Origin of the sequence: Pseudomonas sp. LRP2-20 (genome assembly GCF_024349685.1) — a bacterium.
Lineage (GTDB): Bacteria > Pseudomonadota > Gammaproteobacteria > Pseudomonadales > Pseudomonadaceae > Aquipseudomonas.
Genome location: NZ_AP025944.1, coordinates 1,556,183 through 1,576,529, shown reverse-complemented (window position 1 = coordinate 1,576,529; position 20,347 = coordinate 1,556,183). Strand labels below are relative to the sequence as shown.

Below are 20,347 nucleotides of genomic sequence, written 5' to 3'. Positions count from 1 at the left end.
TTCTTGATTGTGTGGCGGACTCAGCAGGATTCGAACCTGCGACCGCTCGGTTCGTAGCCGAGTACTCTATCCAGCTGAGCTATGAGTCCGTGGTGGTAGTTTTAGACCAGGTTACCACTGGTGGGTGAAGCGACTTTGCAAGCAGAGCCACTTCAAAAGTGGCGGACTCAGCAGGATTCGAACCTGCGACCGCTCGGTTCGTAGCCGAGTACTCTATCCAGCTGAGCTATGAGTCCGTGGTTGGCAGTTTTAAACCAGATACCGCTGGCGGGTGAAGTGCCTTTGCAAGCAAAGCCACTTCAAAAGTGGCGGACTCAGCAGGATTCGAACCTGCGACCGCTCGGTTCGTAGCCGAGTACTCTATCCAGCTGAGCTATGAGTCCGCGTTTGGTAGTTTTAGACCAGATTACCACTGGTGGTTTGAAGCAGCCTTGCAAGCAAAGCCACTTCAAAAGTGGCGGACTCAGCAGGATTCGAACCTGCGACCGCTCGGTTCGTAGCCGAGTACTCTATCCAGCTGAGCTATGAGTCCGTGTCTTGCCGCGCATAATAGTTCGCTGAAACATTTTTGCAAGAACTTTTTCGTTTAACTTCAACGACTTAGCGTTCTCACCGTTTACAGCGCCCTACGCAAATAATGGCGGTGAAGGGGGGATTCGAACCCCCGATACCCTTATGAGGTATACTCCCTTAGCAGGGGAGCGCCTTCGGCCACTCGGCCACCTCACCGCAACACGAGGCGAATATTAAACAGGCTCTTCCTCGTTTGCAACCCTTTTTTTGAAAAAAACTTCAAAAAAATTAAAGGCTTGGCTCCTCGTCCTTCTCTTTCTTGATCCGCAGGTAGATTTCTTCGCGGTGAACGGCCACTTCTTTAGGGGCGCTGACACCAATACGCACCTGGTTGCCTTTGACGCCGAGCACCGTCACGGTGATCTCGCCGTCTCCAATGATCAGGCTCTCGGCGCACCGACGAGTCAGAATCAACATAGCTTTCTCCTTACGCAAAACATTCAGGGTTTACAGTCTTGGGATGTCAGGCCTGGCCGTGGACGACGACACAGGGCCTGGATGATCGCCCCGCCGGCAGGACAGGGCCTGCGTGGCGACCAGAAACGCGAAGGGCGCGGCTTAGCCGCGCCCTCCAGGCAACGCCTTACTCGCCCTGTCGGGCCGGAGCGTCGAGTTCGAACGCGGTATGCAGCGCGCGTACGGCCAGCTCCAGGTACTTCTCTTCGATAACCACCGAGACCTTGATTTCCGAGGTGGAGATCATCTGGATGTTGATGCTCTCCTTGGCCAGGGCTTCGAACATGCGGCTGGCAACACCCGCGTGGGAGCGCATGCCAACGCCGACGATCGAAACCTTGGCGATCTTGGTGTCGCCGATCACTTCACGGGCACCGATTTCACGTGCGGTGTTTTCCAGCACGCTGTAGGCCTTCTCGTACTCGTTGCGGTGCACGGTGAAGGTGAAGTCGGTGGTGTTATCGTGCGAAACGTTCTGCACGATCATGTCCACTTCGATGTTCGAAGCGCTGATCGGGCCGAGGATCTTGAAGGCAACGCCCGGGGTGTCCGGCACGCCACGAATGGTCAGCTTGGCCTCATCACGGTTGAAGGCGATACCGGAAATGATCGGCTGTTCCATGGATTCCTCTTCATCAATGGTAATGAGGGTACCTGGACCCTCCTTGAAGCTGTGCAGCACGCGCAGCGGAACGTTGTACTTGCCGGCGAACTCCACCGAGCGGATCTGCAACACCTTGGAACCGAGGCTGGCCATTTCCAGCATCTCTTCGAAGGTGATCTTCTCCAGGCGGCGGGCCTGCGGCACGACGCGCGGGTCAGTGGTGTAGACGCCATCGACGTCGGTGTAGATCTGGCACTCGTCCGCCTTCAGCGCAGCCGCCAGGGCCACGCCGGTGGTGTCGGAGCCACCACGGCCGAGGGTGGTGATACTGCCATGCTCGTCGACACCCTGGAAACCGGCTACCACCACCACGCGACCTTCCTTGAGGTCGGCACGGATCTTCTGGTCATCGATCTGCAGGATGCGCGCCTTGTTGTGCGCGCTGTCGGTGAGGATGCGCACCTGGTTGCCGGTGTAGGACACCGCTGGCACACCACGCTTGATCAAGGCCATGGTCAGCAGGGCAATGGTGACCTGCTCACCGGTCGACACGATTACATCCAGTTCACGCGGAACCGGCTGATCGGTGATCTGCTTGGCCAGATCGATCAGGCGATTGGTTTCACCGCTCATGGCCGACAGCACAACCACCAGGTCGTCGCCCGCTTCACGGTGTTTCTTGACCTTATCGGCTACCTGCTCGATCCGCTCGATGGAACCGACAGAGGTGCCGCCAAATTTCTGTACGATCAACGCCATTTCAATGGTGCCTCAGCCCATACCGGGCCTCAAAAAAACCATCCAACATGAAGAGGCCGGCGACTAGACCGCCGGCCCCTTCATCTCAAAGTCCCTGCTCTGCGAACGGCACGGCCAGCGCCAGGGCCTGGTCCAGCGCAGCGACGTCGACGCCACCACCCTGGGCCATGTCCGGACGGCCACCGCCCTTGCCACCCACTGCCGCAGCGGCTTGTTTCATCAGGTCACCAGCCTTGAGTTGGCTGGAGAGGTCCTTGGTCACGCCGGCCACCAGCACGACCTTGCCCTCATGCTCGCTGCCCAGCAGGATCACTGCGTGGCCGAGCTTGTTCTTCAGCTGATCGACCAGGGCCAGCAGGGCCTTGCCATCCTGCCCATCCAGGCGGGCGGCGAGCACCTTGGCACCTTTGACCTCCACGGCCGCATTGGAGAGATCGTCCCCGGCGGCGCTGGCGGCCTTGGCCTGCAGCTGCTCGAGCTGCTTTTCCAGCTGGCGGTTGCGCTCGAGCACAGCCGACAGCTTGTCGATCAGGTTGTCACGATTACCTTTGACCAGCTGCGCGGCTTCCTTGACCTGCTCTTCGGCAGCGTTCAGGTAGGCCAGTGCAGCGGCACCGGTAACCGCTTCGATACGGCGCACGCCCGAGGCCACGCCGCCTTCGCTGATGATCTTGAACAGGCTGATATCGCCGGTGCGCTTGGCGTGGATACCGCCGCACAGCTCAACGGAGAAATCGCCGCCCATGCTCAGCACGCGTACGGTATCACCGTACTTCTCGCCGAACAGGGCCATGGCACCCTTGGCCTTGGCGGTTTCGATATCGGTCAGCTCGGTTTCAACCGGGGTGTTCTTGCGCACCTCACGGTTGACGATGTCTTCCAGGGCCTTGATCTGCGCAGGCGATACCGCTTCGAAGTGGCTGAAGTCGAAACGCAGGCGCTGGCTGTCGACCAGCGAGCCCTTCTGCTGCACATGCTCACCCAGCACCTGGCGCAGGGCTTCGTGCAGCAGGTGGGTGGCCGAGTGGTTCAACGAAGTGGCGTGCTGCACATCGGCATCGACCTTGGCCTCGACTGGCGATCCGATGACCAGCGCACCGCTGGCGACCACGCCGTGGTGCAGGAAGGCACCGCCCGTCTTGGTGGTGTCGCGCACGTCGAAGCGTGCTGCGCCGGCCTGCAGGAAGCCGCTGTCACCGACCTGGCCACCGGATTCGGCGTAGAACGGGGTGCGGTCGAGGACCACGACGCCCTCTTCGCCTTCACCCAGCTGGTCGACGGACTGGCCATCCTTGTACAGGGCGATGATCTTGCCTTGGCCTTCGGTGGCGTCATAACCGAGGAACTCGGTGGCGCTGTCGACCTTGACCAGGCTGTTGTAATCCATGCCGAAGCTGCTGGCGGAGCGGGCACGCTCGCGCTGGGCTTCCATTTCACGCTCGAAGCCGGCCTCGTCGATGGTCAGCTCGCGCTCACGGGCGATGTCGGCGGTCAGGTCCATCGGGAAGCCGTAGGTGTCATACAGCTTGAACACCACGTCGCCCGGGACCACGTCGCCCTTGAGTTGGGCCAGGTCCTGCTCGAGGATGCGCAGGCCCTGCTCCAGGGTCTTGGCGAACTGCTCTTCTTCAGCCTTGAGCACGCGCTCGATGTGCGCCTGCTGGTTCTTCAGTTCAGGGAAGGCTTCACCCATCTCGGCGGCCAGGGCCGCGACGATCTGGTAGAAGAAGCTGCCCTTGGCGCCGAGCTTGTTGCCGTGACGGCAAGCGCGACGAATGATGCGGCGCAGCACGTAGCCGCGGCCTTCGTTGGACGGCAGCACGCCATCGGCAATCAGGAAGCCGCAGGAACGGATGTGGTCGGCAACCACTTTCAGCGAAGCCTGGCCGTCGTTGCTGCAACCGATGGCCTTGGCCGCGGCAGACAGCAGGTTCTGGAACAGGTCGATCTCGTAGTTCGAGTGCACGTGCTGCATGACCGCACTGATGCGCTCCAGGCCCATGCCGGTGTCCACCGACGGCGCTGGCAGCGGGTGCAGCACGCCGTCGGCGGTGCGGTTGAACTGCATGAAGACGTTGTTCCAGATCTCGATGTAGCGGTCGCCGTCTTCTTCCGGCGAGCCGGGTGGGCCGCCCCAGATGTCGGCGCCGTGGTCGTAGAAGATCTCGGTGCAAGGGCCGCACGGGCCGGTGTCGCCCATGGTCCAGAAGTTGTCGGAGGCGTACGGGGCGCCTTTGTTGTCGCCGATGCGCACCATGCGCTCGGCCGGCACGCCGACTTCCTTGGTCCAGATGTCGTAGGCTTCGTCGTCAGAGGCGTAGACGGTGACCCAGAGCTTTTCCTTGGGCAGGTTCAGCCACTTGTCGGAGGTCAGGAAGGTCCAGGCGAAGGTGATCGCGTCGCGCTTGAAGTAGTCACCGAAGCTGAAGTTGCCCAGCATTTCAAAGAAAGTGTGGTGACGCGCGGTGTAGCCGACGTTTTCCAGGTCGTTGTGCTTGCCACCGGCACGCACGCACTTCTGGCTGCTGACGGCGCGGGTGTAGGCACGCTTCTCGGCACCGAGGAAGCAGTCCTTGAACTGGTTCATGCCAGCGTTGGTGAACAGCAGGGTCGGGTCGTTGTTCGGGATCAGCGAACTGGAGGCGACTCGGGTATGGCCCTGCTCTTCGAAGAAGCGAAGGAAGGCTTCACGGATTTCTGCGCTTTTCATAGGTTCTTCCACGGAAACGGCGGCCCTTGGGGGCAAACACGTCGACGAAACGACGGCAAAGGGCCGCATTATATCGGTCCTGCAAGCAAGGTGCAGTGTGTTTATGCGATAGAAAGCGTCGATTGGACAGCTTTTAAAGCGCTTGCAGACAAAATGACATGACCGGATGCTAAATGCAGCCTTTCGCCACTGGCAAGCCAATTACCGCCCAAGGGAAGGGAAAATGGAACAGGCGGTGAATTAAAAGGTTTTCATGAGCCTTGGGAGGCAAAACCGAGTTGCCTGCTTCGCGGGTAAACCCGCCCCCACAGGTACAACGCACGCCTCAAGCAACGCACCAAACTTGTGGGAGCGGGTTTACCCGCGAAGAAGACGACGCCGGTTTCAGCCCAGGCGTTGCCCCGAATCAGGCACGATCAGGATGCCGGCGCGCAGGCCATTCTTGACCCTGGGATTGGGAAAAATGATCCGCGCCCCCTCCTCCTCGACCACCCAGCGCATTTCTGCCAGGTCCTCGGCCAGCAGGTAACCCTTGCTGAGCTCGGAGAAGTTCTCGATGTCCGCCGGCAGGTGCAGGTGGAAGCTGTCACTGTGCTTGATGATCTCGCGGGCGACACTGAACAGCTTCAGGCCGTCCAGCGAGTCGTCGATTTCAGGCTCGGTAGCCTCGATGATATGAATCAACCGCTCTTCGAGCTTGTCGAGGTTGACCTGCTCGTTCTGCCCGAACGGCCGTGCCTTGCCCAACTCCAGGGTAAAAGCCTCGGCATCCAGCTGTTCGTAGGTGAAGGCACTGAAGGTAATCGACGACTTGCTCTGCAACAGCACCGCCTCCATGCCGGCTGCCGCCAGGCGGGCCAGCTCGCGTCGGGAATGCTTGCGCCCCTCTTTATAAGGATACAGGGCAAACTGCTCGATCTTCGAACCGCGGATGGCGGTATGCAGGTCGTAGTGCAGGCGGGTACGCTCAGGCTTGCTGAAGAACACCCGGGCGAACTGCTCCAGCTCCGCCGCACGCAATGCCTCGAATCCACTGGAGAGCTCGTGACGACCGTTGAACAGCCGGTTGATGTCCTGCTCGACGAACCGCTCACCCTTGCGGATGGCGACCGGGTTGCCGAACAGGAACAGAATCCGCGCGCGCGGCTTGATCTTGCCGTTGGCCACGCCATGCAGCAGCCTTTCGAGCAGCTCGATCGGTGCCGTCTCGTTGCCGTGAATGCCGGCAGAAAGCAGCAGGTCCAGCCCACAATCCTCGCTTTCGGGCGGACGCACCTCCAGTGCGCCCTCCCCCAGCCAGCGCAACCGCACGCCCTTGGGTGTCACTTGAGTCTTCTCGGCCGGCTCGTGATCGGTCAGGGTCAGCTCGAGCAATTTGCCAAGGGCGAGCATAGGCGCTTCCTTAGTGGTGGTGGCCGCAGTCGGGGCCATGGACGTGATCGTCATCTTCGCCGACCTCTGCCGGCTCCATTTCCAGCTGCAAGCTGACCAGGTTGGTGGCCATCGGGCGCAGCAGCAGGTTGGCGTACTCGACATCGCCTTCCTCGACATCCACGCCGATCAGCAGCTGGCCACGGCCGTCCTGCTGAACCCACACTTCCTTGCCTTGCCAGACAATGGCAAAACGGGTGCAGGAGGTTTCCAGCTGGGTGCCGTCTACATCTTCGAGGATCAGGCGCAGGGCGTCGGTCATGGGTAATTCTCTCTTCAAGGTTGGCGTTGGAACGGGTACACCGAGCCCAACTTCAGGATCTGGGTCAACTCATCCAGCGCGGTACGGCACTCCAGCAGCAGTTGCGGGTCGGCAAGGTCGGCTTCGCCAAGGCGATCGCGGTAGTGCTTGTCGACCCACTGCACCAGGGTGTCGTACAGCGGGGCGGTCATGATAACGCCTGGATTGACCGCCGCCAGTTCCGATTCCTTCAATGCCACGCGCAAACGCAGGCAAGCCGGGCCACCGCCGTTCTGCATGCTCTGCTTGAGGTCGAACACCTTGACCTCCTTCACCGCGCCGCCCTGGGCGGTCAGCTGGCCGAGGTAGGCCCAGACCCGCTCGTTGTTGCGGCACTCTTCCGGCACCACCAGCAGCATCGAGCCATCGTCACGGCTGAGAAGCTGGCTGTTGAACAAGTAGGAACGCACTGCATCCTCTACCGTTACCGCCGCGCGAGGCACACGGATGGCCTGGAAGTTGCCACCCTTGCTGGCCAGTTTAGCCTGCAGCTGGCCAAGCACCGCGTCAGTCTCGAGGAAAGCGTCCTCATGGTAGAACAGCACTTCGCCGTTACCGACCGAAATCACATCGTTGTGGAACACACCCTGGTCGATCACCGCCGGGTTCTGTTGAGCGTAGACCACACCGTCATCGCTCAGGCCATGCAGCCTGGCCACGGCCTGCGAGGCCTCCAGGGTCTGGCGCGCCGGGTACTTCTGTGGTGCGGGGTAGCGGCTGTCGAAGGCGCTGCGGCCATAGACGAAGAACTCCACCCCGGCCTCGCCGTATTCACGACAGAAGCGCGTGTGGTTGGCCGCGCCCTCGTCGCCGAACTGTGCCACGGCAGGCAGCGCTTGGTGGTGGGCAAAGTGTTTCTCATTGTTGAACATCGCCGCCAGCACGCGGCTGGTGGTCGGGTGCTCGATACTGCGGTGGTACTTGCAGTTGAGGTTGGCAGCGGTGAAGTGCACGCGGCCATCGGCGGTATCGGCACTCGGGCTGACGGTGGCGGCGTTGGCCACCCACATGCTCGAGGCCGAGCAGCTGGCGACCAGCAACGGCATGGCCTCCTTGGCGGCACGCTGGATCACCTCGGCATCGCTGCCGCTGAAGCCCAGGCGGCGCAAGGCGGCCACGTCCGGGCGCTCCTGCGGCGCCAGCACGCCCTGCTTGAAGCCCATGTCGGCCAGCGCTTTCATCTTGGCCAGGCCCTGGCGTGCCGCTTCCCGCGGGTTGGACGCTTGCTGGCTGTTGCTCTGCGAAGCCACGTTACCGTAGGACAGGCCGCCGTAGTTGTGGGTAGGCCCCACCAGGCCATCAAAATTCACTTCATAGGATTTCATCGGCTAGGCTCCGTGACCTGTTGTTATAGGGTGACGCCCGGCGTCAGGGACGCCGGCAAGGCAAGGCTGGCGGTCTCCAGCGAAGCCACGGGGTACGCGCAGTAGTCGGCGGCGTAATAGGCACTGGCACGGTGGTTGCCACTGGCACCCACGCCACCGAACGGCGCGCTGCTGGCGGCGCCGGTCAGCTGTTTGTTCCAGTTGACGATGCCGGCGCGGCTGCGCAGCCAGAAGTACTGGTAGCGGGCACGGGAATCGGACAACAGGCCGGCGGCCAGGCCGTATTGGGTGTTGTTGGCCTCGTCGATGGCGGCATCGAAGTCGGCGTAGCGAATCACCTGCAGCAGCGGGCCGAAGAACTCTTCGTCCGGGCGCTCGGCCACGGCCGTGACATCGAGAATGCCGGGTGTCAGCAGCGCGGCGCCGGCCTGGGGCTGGGTCATTGCCAGCAGTGTCACGGCGCCCTTGGCCAGCAGTTCGGCCTGGGCGGCGATCAGTGCTTGCGCGGCCTGCAGCGAGATCACCGAGCCCATGAACGGCGCCGGCTGCTGATCGAAGGCACCGACGGTAATGCTCCGGCACACCTCGACCAGCCGCGCGACCAGCGCATCGCCCCAGGCGCCCTGTGGCACCAGCAGACGGCGCGCACAGGTGCAGCGCTGGCCGGCAGAAATGAACGCCGACTGGATGATGGTGTACACAGCGGCATCCAGGTCCTTGACCTCATCCACCAGCAGCGGGTTGTTACCGCCCATTTCCAGGGCGAGGATCTTGTCCGGGCGGCCGGCGAACTGTTGGTGCAGCAGGTTGCCGGTGCGACTGGAGCCGGTGAAGAACAGGCCGTCGATACCCGGGTTGGCAGCCAGCGCCACACCGGTTTCACGTGCCCCTTGAACCAGGTTGAGCACACCGGCCGGCAGGCCGGCGGCGATCCAGCAGTTGACCGTCAGTTCGGCGACCTTGGGGGTCAGTTCGCTGGGCTTGAACACTACGCAGTTGCCCGCCAGCAGCGCCGGTACGATATGGCCATTGGGCAAATGGCCCGGGAAGTTGTAAGGGCCGAACACCGCCACCACGCCATGGGGCTTGTGCCGCAGCACGGCCGTGGCATCGGCCAGCGGGCCGCTCTTCTCGCCGGTACGTTCACGGTAGCTCTGCACCGAGATCGCCACCTTGTTGACCATGCTGGTCACTTCCGTGGCCGATTCCCACAGCGGCTTGCCGGTTTCCTCACCGATGCAGTGGGCCAGCGCCTCGGCATGCTGCTTCAACTGTTCGGCGAATTTTTCCAGCACGTCGATACGCGCTTCCAGGCTGAGTTGCGCCCAGGCCGGGAATGCCTGGCGGGCAGCCTTGACGGCTGCGTCGACCTGGCCGGCATCGGCGCCCTGCCCTTGCCAGACAACGGCCTGAGTCACGGGGTTGAGCGACTGCAAGGCTTCACCCTGGCCTGCCAGCCAGTTGCCTGCGATGTAATGCGTGGTCATTTACTGGGCCTCCCGGCTTGCCGACAGCGGCACGGCACGTACGTTGTCGCCGGCACCCATGCGCAGGCGCTTGGCGGTCAGCGGGTCGACCACCAGGGTGCCTGCCGCCAGGCGTGCGGGCGCTGCGGTGATGCGGCAGTCGTCGCGCTTGCGGTTGTGGATGATGTAAGGGGTAGCGTCATCGCCCGGCGTGCCCACGGCCAGCACGAGGGTCTCGCTGTCGCGCACGGCGCGGATCTTCGAGGTCTCGCATTCGATGGCCGGCCCGGCGTCGAAGATGTCGACGTAGCCCTGATAGCTGAAACCTTCCTGCTTGAGCATCGCCAGCGCAGGTTCGGTGTCGGTGTGCACGCGGCCGATCACATTGCGCGCGGCTTCGGACAGGAAGCAGGTGTACAACGGGAACTTGGGCATCAGCTCGGCGATGAACGACTTGTTACCCACGCCAGTGAGGTAGTCGGCCTGGCTGAACTCCATCTTGAAGAAGTGCCGGCCCAGGCTTTCCCAGAACGGCGAACGGCCTTGCTCATCGGACATGCCGCGCATTTCAGCGATGATCTTGTTGCCGAACAGTTCAGGGAACTCGGCAATGAACAGCATGCGCGCACGCGACAACAGGCGACCGTTGAGCCCGGAGCGGTAATCGCTGCGCAGGAACAGCGAGCACAGCTCGGAGTTGCCGGTCAGGTCGTTGGCCAGGAACAGCGTGGGGATTTCGCGGTAGATCTTCAGTTCCTGGGAGGCGCTGACCGTCAGGCCGACCCGGTAGTTGTACCAGGGTTCACGCAGGCCCACGGCACCGGCGATGGCACTGATGCCGACCACCAGGCCTTCATCGTTCTCCAGCACGAACAAGTAGTCGGTGTCGCCGCGCTCGGCTTCGCCACGGAAGCTCTTTTCGGCCCAGCCGACACGGTGGGCAAGGCGCTCTTCATTGGCTGGCAAGGTCGTCAGCCCAGTAGTGCCGGTGCTGCGTGCCAACTCGATCAGCGCGGGTAAATCGCTGCTGCGTACGGGACGAACGATCATGCTATCTCCTTGTGCGGCGGCCAGTGCCTGCCGCGAAACTCACTGTTGCAGCCCGGCCCTGGCTCAGGCCGCGACCAACCGCACGCTGGCGCCTTCACCGACGCCCAAGGCATCGGCCGCTTTACTGCTCAAGCTGACCGGCTTGCCCGGCACCCAGTCCAGGTCCAGCAGCACTGCGCGGTAATCCTGCAACTGGCCATTGCACACCAGATAGGGGCGCCCACCCTTGACCGGGGTATCGTCCACTTTCACTGGCACCACGCGGCTCTGCGCGATCGAGCGAATGCCCGAGGCACGCGCATGCAGGGTCGGCCCACCATCGAAGATGTCGATGTAGTGCTCGGTCTCGAAGCCTTCGCGCATGAGGATGTCGAAGGTGATCTGCGCCCGCGGGTGCACCTGGCCCATGGCCTCCTGGGCTTGATCAGGCAGCAGCGGCACGTAGATCGGGTAATGTGGCATCAGCTCGGCGAGGAAGGTACGGCTTTTCAGGCCACACAGGCGCTCGGCCTCGGCGTAGTTGAGGTCGAAGAAATTGCGGCCGATGGAATCCCAGAACGGTGATTCGCCTTGCTCGTCGCTGTAGCCGACGATTTCGGTGACCACCGAATCGGCGAAGCGCTCCGGGTGCGAGGCCATGAACAGCAGGCGACCACGGGAGTTGAGCTCCGCCCAGCCGCTGTTCACCAGTTCTGGCAGCACATAGAAGCTGGTCAGCAGGCTGTTGCCGGTAAGATCGTGGCACAGCGACAGGACATGGATCTTGTTATGGATCTTCAGCTCGCGCGAGGCGTGCACGAAGGTCTCGTTGCGGAAGCTGTAGAACGGCTCGGAATAGCCAGCCGAGGCGACAATGGCCGAGCAGCCGGCGAGCTTGCCAGTGTCGCTGTCCTCGAGCACGAAGAAGTAGCTCTCTTCACCGTTGAAACTGACTTCTGCGGCGAAGGAGGTTTCCGAGGCGGCAATCTTGTCGCCCAGGCGGGCGGCATCGTCCGGCAGCGAGGTGACACCAACGGGGCTGTCGGCAGCCATGCGCTGCACTTCGTTCAGATCAGCCATTTGCGCGGGGCGCATCACCAGCATGGTGTCACTCCTTTGGAAAAACGGGCCGTTCAGGACGGCACGGAAAAACGGCGGGCGCATCAGCACCCGCACAGGAATTCAGAGTTCACCGGCGCGGCGCCTTGAAAAGCCCGGGCCGGTGAACGGGCCGCAGGCCGATCAGCCCTTGGTCAGTTGCGCCACAGCGCGCTCGAAGCGGTCCAGACCTTCGTCGATGTCGGCGTCTTCGACCACCAGGCTTGGGGCGAAGCGGACCACATCCGGGCCGGCCTGCAGCACCATCACGCCTTGTTTTTCAGCCGCGTTGAGCACGTCCTTGGCCTTGCCCTGCCAGGCTTCGGTCAGCACGCAGCCGATCAGCAGGCCGACGCCACGCACCTGGCTGAACAGGCCGTGCTGCTGGCCGATTTTTTCCAGGCGGGACTTGAAGCGCTCGTGCTTGGCCTTGATGCCAGCGAGGGTTTCTGGGGTGTTGACCACGTCCAGCACGGCGCAGGCGACGGCGCAGCCCAGCGGGTTGCCGCCGTAGGTAGTGCCGTGGGTGCCGACGGCCAGGTGCTTGGCGAGTTCGGTGGTGGTCAGCATGGCGCCGATCGGGAAACCGCCGCCCAGGCTCTTGGCGCTGGTCAGGATGTCCGGGGTCACACCGTAGTGCTGGTAGGCATACAGCGAGCCGGTGCGGCCAACGCCGGTCTGCACTTCGTCAAAGATCAGCAGGGCGTTGTGCTCGTCGCACAGCTTGCGCGCGCCTTCCAGGTAGGCCTTGTCGGCCGGCACCACACCGCTCTCGCCCTGGATCGGTTCGATCACCACGGCGCAGGTCTTGTCGGAAATCTTTGCCTTCAGCGCTTCCAGGTCGTTGTAGGGCACGTGGCTGATGCCGGTGATCTTCGGGCCGAAGCCGTCGGAGTACTTCGGCTGGCCACCGACGCTGACGGTGAAAAGGGTGCGACCGTGGAAGCTGTTCACGGTGGCGATGATTTCGTGCTTCTCAGGGCCGAAGCGGTCGTGGGCGACGCGACGGGCCAGCTTGAAGGCGGCCTCGTTGGACTCGGCGCCGGAGTTGCAGAAGAACGCACGGTCGGCAAAGGTGGCGTCGACCAGCTTGTGCGCCAGGCGCAGGGCCGGCTCGTTGGTGAAGACGTTGGATACGTGCCAGAGGGTATTGGCCTGTTCGGTCAGGGCCTTGACCAGTGCCGGGTGGCAGTGGCCCAGGGCGTTCACCGCGATGCCGCCGGCAAAATCGATGAGCTCGCGGCCCGACTGGTCCCAGACACGCGAACCCTCGCCTCGCACAGGAATGAAGGCCGCCGGAGAATAGTTGGGAACCATGACCTGGTCGAAATCGGCACGTTGCACCGGGGCTTGCTCAACGGACATCTGAGTCTCCTGAAGAGGAACGCTGGCCTGGAAGTGGCGAGCGATGGGGGGATTGTAAGGACTGATCCGCGCCTGTCCTTGCGGCCAAGCGACAACTTGTTACAGCGCAAAACCCAGTTTTACCCAGGCTTTCGGCAATGCGACAAACACTGTCGCAATCGCGCAGTGTACGGGAGAGAGGGGGCTGGGTGAACGGGTGTGCACATTAAGAAGAGGGGCAACCTGTTCCGGCCCTTTCGCGGGTAAACCTGCTCCCACAGGGGTGCACAAGCTTCGAGCCCTGTAGTGATCCTGTGGGAGCGGGTTCACCCGCGAAGAGGCCGGAACCGGAGAAAGAAGAATCAGCCCTTTTCGGCAGGCGCCGAACTCAATTCGAACGGGCTGCTGCTGCGCCGCTGGTTGCGGTCTTCGCGCGGCGTGGCGCCGAAGAAATTGCGATAGGCACTGGAGAAATGCGGCCCCGAGGAGAAACCACAGGACAACCCGATCTGGATGATCGACTTGCTGGTCTGCATCAGCATCTGCCGCGCCTTGTTCAGCCGCAGCTCCAGGTAATACTGGCTCGGCACGCGGTTCAGGTACTGCTTGAAGATCCGCTCCAGCTGCCGGCGCGATACACAGACATGCTGGGCAATTTCATCAGTGGTCAGCGGCTCTTCGATGTTGGCTTCCATCAACAGCACAGCCTGGGTCAGCTTCGGATGGCTCGAGCCAAGGCGGTTCTGCAGCGGGATGCGCTGGCGTTCGCCACCTTCGCGAATGCGCTCGACCACCAGTTCCTCGGACACCGCCCCAGCCAGCTCGGCCCCATGATCACGGGCCAGCACCGCCAGCAGCAGATCGGTCACGGCCATGCCACCACAGGCGGTCAGGCGATCACGGTCCCAGTCGAACAAGTGACTGGTGGCAATGACCTTGGGGAAGCGCTCGGCGAAATCGTCCTGCCAGCGCCAGTGCACCGCCGCGCGGTAGCCATCGAGCAAACCAAGCATGGCCAGTGGATACACCCCGGCGGACAGGCCACCGATCATGCAACCACTGCGCGCCAGTTGCTTGAGCGCCGCCGACAGCGCCGAACCCACTGCCTGGGGCAGATCGTCGGCCAGCAGGAACAGCTTGTGGCAGCCTTCCAGCCGCCCGTTCCACGGCTCACCGGGCAGGCGCCATGCACCCTCCTCGGCCGGCTCCGCCTGGAGGAAGGCGATCTCGTAGACCACCTCCGGATGCACCCGCTGGGCCACCTGCAACACTTCCTCCGCCAGCGCCAGGGTCAAAGGCTTGGTGCTTGGCCAGATGAGAAAACCGATTCGCTGGGTGGTCATAGGGTGCGGTCCGAAACCTGGGGTCGTCGAGTCTGTGGCGCCGGGTCAGGCTGCGCTCGCTGCGCAGCATGCCCTATTCTGGTGCAAAGGTGCAGCCTTTTACTTCAAGCTGCCGGAGAGGAACTGCTTGAGCCGCTCCGATTGCGGGTTGGCCAGCACTTCACGCGGGCAACCGGTTTCTTCGACCAGGCCTTTGTGCAGGAACACCAGCTGGTTCGACACTTCGCGGGCAAAGCCCATTTCGTGGGTCACCACCACCATGGTGCGGCCTTCCTGGGCCAGCGCTTGCATGACCTTGAGCACATCGCCTACCAGCTCAGGGTCGAGCGCCGAGGTCGGCTCGTCGAACAGCATGACCTCTGGCTCCATGGCCAGGGCCCGGGCAATCGCCACACGCTGTTGCTCACCGCCGGACATGTGGCCGGGGAAGGCGTCCTTGCGGTGCGCCACACCCACCTTGGCCAGGTAGTGCTCGGCCTTCTCCAGGGCTTCCTTCTTGCTCACCCCGAGCACGTGCACCGGAGCTTCGATGATGTTTTCCAGCGCGGTCATGTGCGACCACAGGTTGAAATGCTGGAACACCATCGACAGGCGCGAGCGCATGCGCTGCAACTGGCGCGGGTCGGAGGCCTTGAGCGCGCCGTCCTTGCCGGGCACCAGCTTGAGCTCTTCGTTGTTGAGCAGGATCTTGCCGGCATGGGGCTGCTCGAGCAGGTTGATGCAGCGCAGGAAGGTCGACTTGCCCGAGCCGCTGGAGCCGATGATGCTGATCACGTCGCCTGCCTTGGCCGCCAGGGACACACCCTTGAGCACTTCATGGCTGCCGTAGCGCTTGTGCAGGTCTTGGACTTCGAGTTTGTACATGCTGTCGGTTCTCACAGAGCGTTCAGTGCTTGCGCGGCGCCAGGTAGCCGAGCCAGCGGCGTTCGGCCATCTTGAACAGGCGCACGAGGATGAAGGTCAGGCACAGGTAGAACACGCCCGCCGTGATGTAGGCCTCGAAAGGCAGGTAGTACTGGGCGTTGACCGTGCGCGCCGCACCAGTGATGTCGATCAAGGTGACGATCGACGCCAGGCTGGTGGTCTGCAGCATCATGATCACTTCGTTGCTGTACTGCGGCAGCGCCCGGCGCAGGGCCGACGGCAGCAGGATGCGGCGGTACATCTTCATGCGCGACATGCCCATGGCCTTGGCCGCTTCGATCTCGCCATGGGGCGTGGCCTTGAGGCTGCCGGCGATGATTTCTGCGGTGTAGGCACTGGTATTGATGGCAAAGGCCAGGCAGGCACAGAACGTTGCGCTGGACAGCCACGGCCAGAAGATACTCTCGCGCACCACCTCGAACTGGGCCAGGCCGTAGTAGATCAGGAACAGCTGCACCAGCATCGGCGTGCCACGGATAACGTAGGTGTACAGCCAGGCGCTCATGTTCACCAGCGGCTGCTTGGACACCCGCATCAGGCCCAGCGGAATCGCCGCGAGCAGGCCGAACAGCAGCGAAAGCGCCAGCAGCTTGAGGGTGGTCAGCAGGCCGCCGAGGTACAGCGGCATGGCTTCCCAGACGACGTTGTAGTCGAAAATCATAGTTCAGCCACCTTGACGCCTACCGAGTAGCGGCGTTCCAGATACTTCAGCGCCAGCAGCGAAATACTGGTGATCACCAGGTACAGCGCGGCCACGGCCAGGAAGAAGGTGAAAGGCTCGCGGGTAGCGTCGGCCGCCTGCTTGGCCTTGAACATCATGTCCTGCAGGCCGACCACCGAAATCAGCGCCGTGGCCTTGGTCAGCACCAGCCAGTTGTTGGTGAAGCCCGGGATGGCCAGGCGGATCATCTGCGGCACCTGGATGCGGAAGAACACCTGGCGCGCGCTCATGCCATAGGCCACGCCGGCTTCAGCCTGGCCCTTGGGGATACCGAGGAACGCACCCCGGAAGGTTTCCGACAGGTACGCACCGAAAATGAAGCCCAGCGTGCCGATACCGGCGATCAGCGGGTTCAGGTCGATGTAGTCGTCATAGCCGAGCAGCGGCGCCACCCGGTTGATGATGTCCTGGCCGCCGTAGAAGATCAGCAGGATCAGGACCAGGTCGGGGATGCCACGGATCACCGTGGAATACAGATCCCCCAGCCAGGCCAGCCAGCGCACCGGCGACAAACGCAGCGCCACGCCGATCAGGCCAAGGACGATGGCCAGGGCCATCGACGACAGGGCGAGCTGCAGCGTCAGCCACGCCCCGTCGAGGATGACTGCCCCATAGCCTTTCAACATGATTGGGATTCCTCAGGGCTTGGGAATGAAAAATGGTGCAAACCTCAGAGCCTCTGCTGTTTGCACCATTGCACAGGTGAAACCCGACGTCTTAGTTCGAGTCTGGACCGTAGATGTCGAAGTTGAAGTACTTCTTCTCGATTTCTTTGTACTTGCCGTTGGCGCGAATGGCGTCGATGGCCTTGTTGATGCGCTCGCGGTTGGCGTCGTCGCCCTTGCGCACGGCGATGCCGACGCCGTCACCGAAGTACTTCACGTCGGTGAACGATGGGCCAACGAAGGCAAAGCCCTTGCCGGCGTCGGTTTTCAGGAAGCCGTCTTCGAGCAGGGTGGCATCGGCCACGGTGCCGTCCAGGCGGCCGGCGGCAACGTCCAGGTAGATTTCGTTCTGGGTGCCGTAAGGAACGACGGTGGCGCCCTTCGGAGCCAACACTTCCTTGGCGAAGCGGTCGTGGATCGAACCGCGCTGCACGCCGATCTTCTTGCCCTTGAGCTCGTCGAGGCTTTCGCTGACGGTGGTGCCTTCCTTCATGACCAGGCGTGCCGGGGTCAGGTAGTAGCGCTTGGTGAAGTCGACCGACTTCTTGCGATCTTCGGTGATCGACATGGACGACAGGATGGCGTCGATCTTGCGCACTTTCAGTGCCGGGATCAGGCCGTCGAACTCTTGCTCGACCCAGGTGCACTTGGCCTTCATCTCTTCACACAGGGCGTTGCCGATGTCGTAGTCGAAACCGGCGATGCTGCCGTCCGGCTGCTTGAAGGCAAAGGGTGGGTAGGCGGCTTCGATGCCGATCTTCAACGGTTTTTCATCGGCCTGCGATACCAGGGAAAACACGGAAAGCGCCAGGGCGCCAAGCAGTGCGAGCTTCTTCATCAGGTAACTCCATCGGTACGGGGCAATACGAGGCAGGGGGTAACAGCTGCCCGATATGCGAATGGGTACAACGCGAGCCGCGCAGGTTTCGACCAAGGTCGCAGACCACGAGCGAGTGAGTGGCATTTTAACGACAGCCCGGTAGTCGATATTTCTTCAAAGCGACAACTACTTACAGAAGCGCTTGAAATCGCGGCGGGCGATGTTGACAGCTTTTGCAAATCATGCAAGAGCTCGAGAGAAATAACCTATAAGCCAAGCAATTAACGGGCCTATTATTGGCAAACCCTTGCAAGACGGCAAGTGCAGCGTTTCACCTTGCAGAAAATGGCCAGCGTGATGCACCAAAACGGAAAGGATATGTTTCCCTGCGCCCCGATCCTGTGCGAAATCGGTGACAGAAGAGTTACCGATGATTGTCGGGTAACAGTAAAGCAAAAACCCCGCCGGTTGCCCTGGCGGGGTTCAAGACAGGTTTCCCTGTGGGAGCGGCGGTTCGGCGCCCCGATTCACCCGCGAAGACGTCGGCAGCCTTACCGGCCTCTTCGCGAGTGAACTCGCTCCCACAGGATAGGCGATCAGCCCTCAGGGCAAGGTCAGGCCGTAGCCAGGCTCATCGCCTTGTGGGTGTCGATCAGGTGCTGCACCACGCCTGGGTCGGCCAAGGTCGAAATGTCACCCAGGGCATCGTATTCGCCGGTGGCGATCTTGCGCAGGATGCGCCGCATGATCTTGCCCGAACGGGTTTTCGGCAGCCCCGGCGCCCACTGGATCACGTCCGGCGAGGCGATCGGGCCGATCTCCTTGCGCACCCAGTTCTTCAGCTCCAGGCGCAGCTGCTCGCTCGGCTCGATGCCGGCATTGAGGGTGACATAGACATAGATGCCCTGGCCCTTGATGTCGTGCGGCACGCCAACCACCGCAGCCTCGGCGACCTTGGCGTGGGCGACCATGGCACTTTCGATCTCGGCGGTGCCCATGCGGTGGCCGGATACGTTGAGCACATCGTCCACGCGGCCGGTGATCCAGTAGTAGCCATCCTCGTCGCGACGCGCGCCGTCGCCGGTGAAGTACATGCCACGGAAGGTCTTGAAGTAGGTGTCGACGAAGCGGTCGTGGTCGCCGTACAGCGAACGCGATTGGCCCGGCCAGGAATCAAGGATCACCAGGTTGCCTTCGGCGGCGCCCTCGATCAGGTTGCCCAGGTTATCCACCAGCGCCGGCACCACGCCGAAGAACGGCCGGGTCGCCGAGCCCGGCTTGAGCGCCGTGGCACCCGGCAGCGGGCTGATCAGCACGCCACCGGTCTCGGTCTGCCACCAGGTGTCGACGATCGGGCAACGCTCCTTGCCAACGGTCTTGTAGTACCAGTTCCAGGCCTCGGGGTTGATCGGCTCGCCGACCGAGCCCAGCAGGCGCAGGCTGGAACCGTCGGCGCCGGCAACGGCAGCCTGCCCTTCGGCCATCATGGCGCGGATGGCGGTCGGTGCGGTGTAGAGGATGTTGACCTTGTGCTTGTCGACGATCTTCGACACGCGGGTGATGTCCGGATAGTTCGGCACGCCCTCGAACAGCAGCGTGGTGGCGCCGTTGGCCAGCGGGCCGTAGACGATGTAGCTGTGGCCGGTGACCCAGCCGACGTCGGCGGTGCACCAGTAGACTTCGCCCGGGCGGTAGTCGAACACGCGCTCATGGGTCAGCGCGGCATACACCAGGTAACCCCCGGTGGTGTGCAGCACGCCCTTGGGCTTGCCGGTGGAGCCGGAGGTATAAAGGATGAACAGCGGCTCTTCGGCGCCCATTTCTTTCGGGGCACAGTGGCTGGAGGCGACTTTCATCAGGTCTTCGAACCAGATGTCGCGGTGCTGGTGCCAGGCGATGTCGCCACCGGTGCGCTTGCACACGATGATCTTCTGCACGCTGTTGGTTTCGGGGTTGGTCAGCGCCAGGTCGACGTTGGCCTTGAGCGGCGTGCGACGGCCACCACGCAAACCTTCGTCAGCGGTGATCACCACCTTGGACTTGCAGTCGATGATGCGCCCGGCCAGGGCCTCCGGCGAAAAGCCGCCGAACACCACCGAGTGGATGGCACCGATGCGGGCGCACGCGAGCATGGCCACCACGGCCTCGGGGATCATCGGCATGTAGATGGTCACCACATCGCCACGGTGCACGTCCTGGCCACGCAGGGCGTTGGCGAACTTGCAGACCTGCTCGTGCAGCTCGCGGTAGGTGATGTTGCGGTGCTCGGAAGGGTCGTCGCCTTCCCAGATGATTGCCAGCTGGTCGCCGCGTTCTTCGAGGTGGCGGTCCAGGCAGTTGGAGGAAACGTTCAGAGTGCCGTCGGCAAACCACTTGATATCGACATGGTGGTCGTCGAACGAGGTCTGCTTGACCTTGGTGAAGGGCTTGATCCAGTCCAGACGCTGGGCCTGCTCGCGCCAGAAGCCGTCCGGGTTGATCACCGATTGCTGGTACATGGCCTTGTAGGTGGCCTCGTCGGTCAGGGTAGTGGCCGCAACCTCGGGACGAACGGGATACAGTGGAGCCGCACTCATCTGTGTTACCTCGGTGTAATAGTTGTTTTTGTATGGAATCGTTTGTAACTGTACCAGAGCGGGAAAAACCATACGACGATGGTAGTAGCACAGCCGGCGAATCTTCATGCGAACCGCGCGGAAGGCTCTAGCCCGCAGCCGCCGGCCCGACGAGGGAAAAATGCGATCAACCCTGCCAGGGGATTGTTACAGATTCTGGAAA

16 protein-coding genes and 5 tRNA genes are annotated in these 20,347 nt (G+C 62.5%); all 21 read right to left on the bottom strand.

The genetic code is table 11. The annotated features are described in order from the left end of the window. Positions 1 to 12: 12 nt before the first annotated feature. Positions 13 to 89, bottom strand: a tRNA-Arg gene (locus tag OCX61_RS06980). Between the two features lie 70 nt (positions 90 to 159). After that, a tRNA-Arg gene (locus OCX61_RS06975) sits at positions 160 to 236 on the bottom strand. 70 nt (positions 237 to 306) lie between these two features. Continuing rightward, positions 307 to 383: transfer RNA gene (locus tag OCX61_RS06970), tRNA-Arg, on the bottom strand. 72 nt (positions 384 to 455) lie between these two features. Further along, positions 456 to 532 (bottom strand) — tRNA-Arg (locus tag OCX61_RS06965). Between the two features lie 106 nt (positions 533 to 638). Further along, a tRNA-Ser gene (locus OCX61_RS06960) sits at positions 639 to 729 on the bottom strand. Between the two features lie 72 nt (positions 730 to 801). Next, positions 802 to 990, bottom strand: coding sequence for a carbon storage regulator CsrA (gene csrA, locus OCX61_RS06955; RefSeq protein ID WP_003254503.1), 189 nt, complete (start codon positions 988 to 990; stop codon positions 802 to 804). A 166-nt stretch (positions 991 to 1,156) separates the two neighbouring features. Next, complete coding sequence (locus OCX61_RS06950) at positions 1,157 to 2,392, bottom strand: aspartate kinase (protein ID WP_261943154.1); 1,236 nt, start codon at positions 2,390 to 2,392, stop codon at positions 1,157 to 1,159. Positions 2,393 to 2,477: 85 nt separating this feature from the next. Beyond that, positions 2,478 to 5,102, bottom strand: coding sequence for an alanine--tRNA ligase (gene alaS, locus OCX61_RS06945; RefSeq protein ID WP_261943153.1), 2,625 nt, complete (start codon positions 5,100 to 5,102; stop codon positions 2,478 to 2,480). A 384-nt stretch (positions 5,103 to 5,486) separates the two neighbouring features. Continuing rightward, positions 5,487 to 6,494: a succinylglutamate desuccinylase gene (astE, locus tag OCX61_RS06940; protein WP_261943152.1), complete on the bottom strand. Its 1,008-nt coding sequence runs from the start codon at positions 6,492 to 6,494 to the stop codon at positions 5,487 to 5,489. 10 nt (positions 6,495 to 6,504) lie between these two features. Next, positions 6,505 to 6,795, bottom strand: coding sequence for a topoisomerase II (locus tag OCX61_RS06935; RefSeq protein ID WP_085675855.1), 291 nt, complete (start codon positions 6,793 to 6,795; stop codon positions 6,505 to 6,507). A gap of 14 nt (positions 6,796 to 6,809) precedes the next feature. Further along, a complete protein-coding gene (gene astB, locus OCX61_RS06930; protein WP_261943151.1) occupies positions 6,810 to 8,159 on the bottom strand; it encodes an N-succinylarginine dihydrolase in 1,350 nt (449 codons plus the stop codon). A gap of 23 nt (positions 8,160 to 8,182) precedes the next feature. Continuing rightward, positions 8,183 to 9,646, bottom strand: a complete 1,464-nt coding sequence (astD, locus tag OCX61_RS06925) for a succinylglutamate-semialdehyde dehydrogenase (RefSeq protein ID WP_261943150.1) — start codon at positions 9,644 to 9,646, stop codon at positions 8,183 to 8,185. Continuing rightward, positions 9,647 to 10,675, bottom strand: coding sequence for an arginine N-succinyltransferase subunit beta (gene aruG, locus OCX61_RS06920; protein ID WP_261943149.1), 1,029 nt, complete (start codon positions 10,673 to 10,675; stop codon positions 9,647 to 9,649). Between the two features lie 63 nt (positions 10,676 to 10,738). Beyond that, positions 10,739 to 11,758, bottom strand: a complete 1,020-nt coding sequence (aruF, locus tag OCX61_RS06915) for an arginine/ornithine succinyltransferase subunit alpha (protein WP_261943148.1) — start codon at positions 11,756 to 11,758, stop codon at positions 10,739 to 10,741. Between the two features lie 138 nt (positions 11,759 to 11,896). Next, positions 11,897 to 13,117, bottom strand: a complete 1,221-nt coding sequence (locus OCX61_RS06910) for an aspartate aminotransferase family protein (RefSeq protein WP_261943147.1) — start codon at positions 13,115 to 13,117, stop codon at positions 11,897 to 11,899. 341 nt (positions 13,118 to 13,458) lie between these two features. Then, positions 13,459 to 14,439, bottom strand: coding sequence for a transcriptional regulator ArgR (argR, locus tag OCX61_RS06905; RefSeq protein ID WP_261943146.1), 981 nt, complete (start codon positions 14,437 to 14,439; stop codon positions 13,459 to 13,461). Positions 14,440 to 14,538: 99 nt separating this feature from the next. Next, entirely contained in the window at positions 14,539 to 15,303 is a 765-nt protein-coding gene (gene aotP, locus OCX61_RS06900) for an arginine/ornithine transport ATP-binding protein AotP (protein ID WP_085675848.1), read from the bottom strand. Between the two features lie 22 nt (positions 15,304 to 15,325). Further along, positions 15,326 to 16,024, bottom strand: coding sequence for an ABC transporter permease (locus OCX61_RS06895; protein ID WP_261943145.1), 699 nt, complete (start codon positions 16,022 to 16,024; stop codon positions 15,326 to 15,328). After that, on the bottom strand, positions 16,021 to 16,710 hold the full coding sequence (locus OCX61_RS06890) for an ABC transporter permease (RefSeq protein WP_085675846.1): 690 nt from the start codon (positions 16,708 to 16,710) through the stop codon (positions 16,021 to 16,023). Before OCX61_RS06890 ends, OCX61_RS06895 begins: the two co-directional genes overlap by 4 nt. A gap of 91 nt (positions 16,711 to 16,801) precedes the next feature. Continuing rightward, entirely contained in the window at positions 16,802 to 17,587 is a 786-nt protein-coding gene (gene aotJ / locus OCX61_RS06885) for an L-arginine-binding protein AotJ (protein WP_261943144.1), read from the bottom strand. 596 nt (positions 17,588 to 18,183) lie between these two features. Then, on the bottom strand, positions 18,184 to 20,145 hold the full coding sequence (gene acs, locus OCX61_RS06880; RefSeq protein WP_261943143.1) for an acetate--CoA ligase: 1,962 nt from the start codon (positions 20,143 to 20,145) through the stop codon (positions 18,184 to 18,186). Positions 20,146 to 20,347 lie beyond the last annotated feature (202 nt).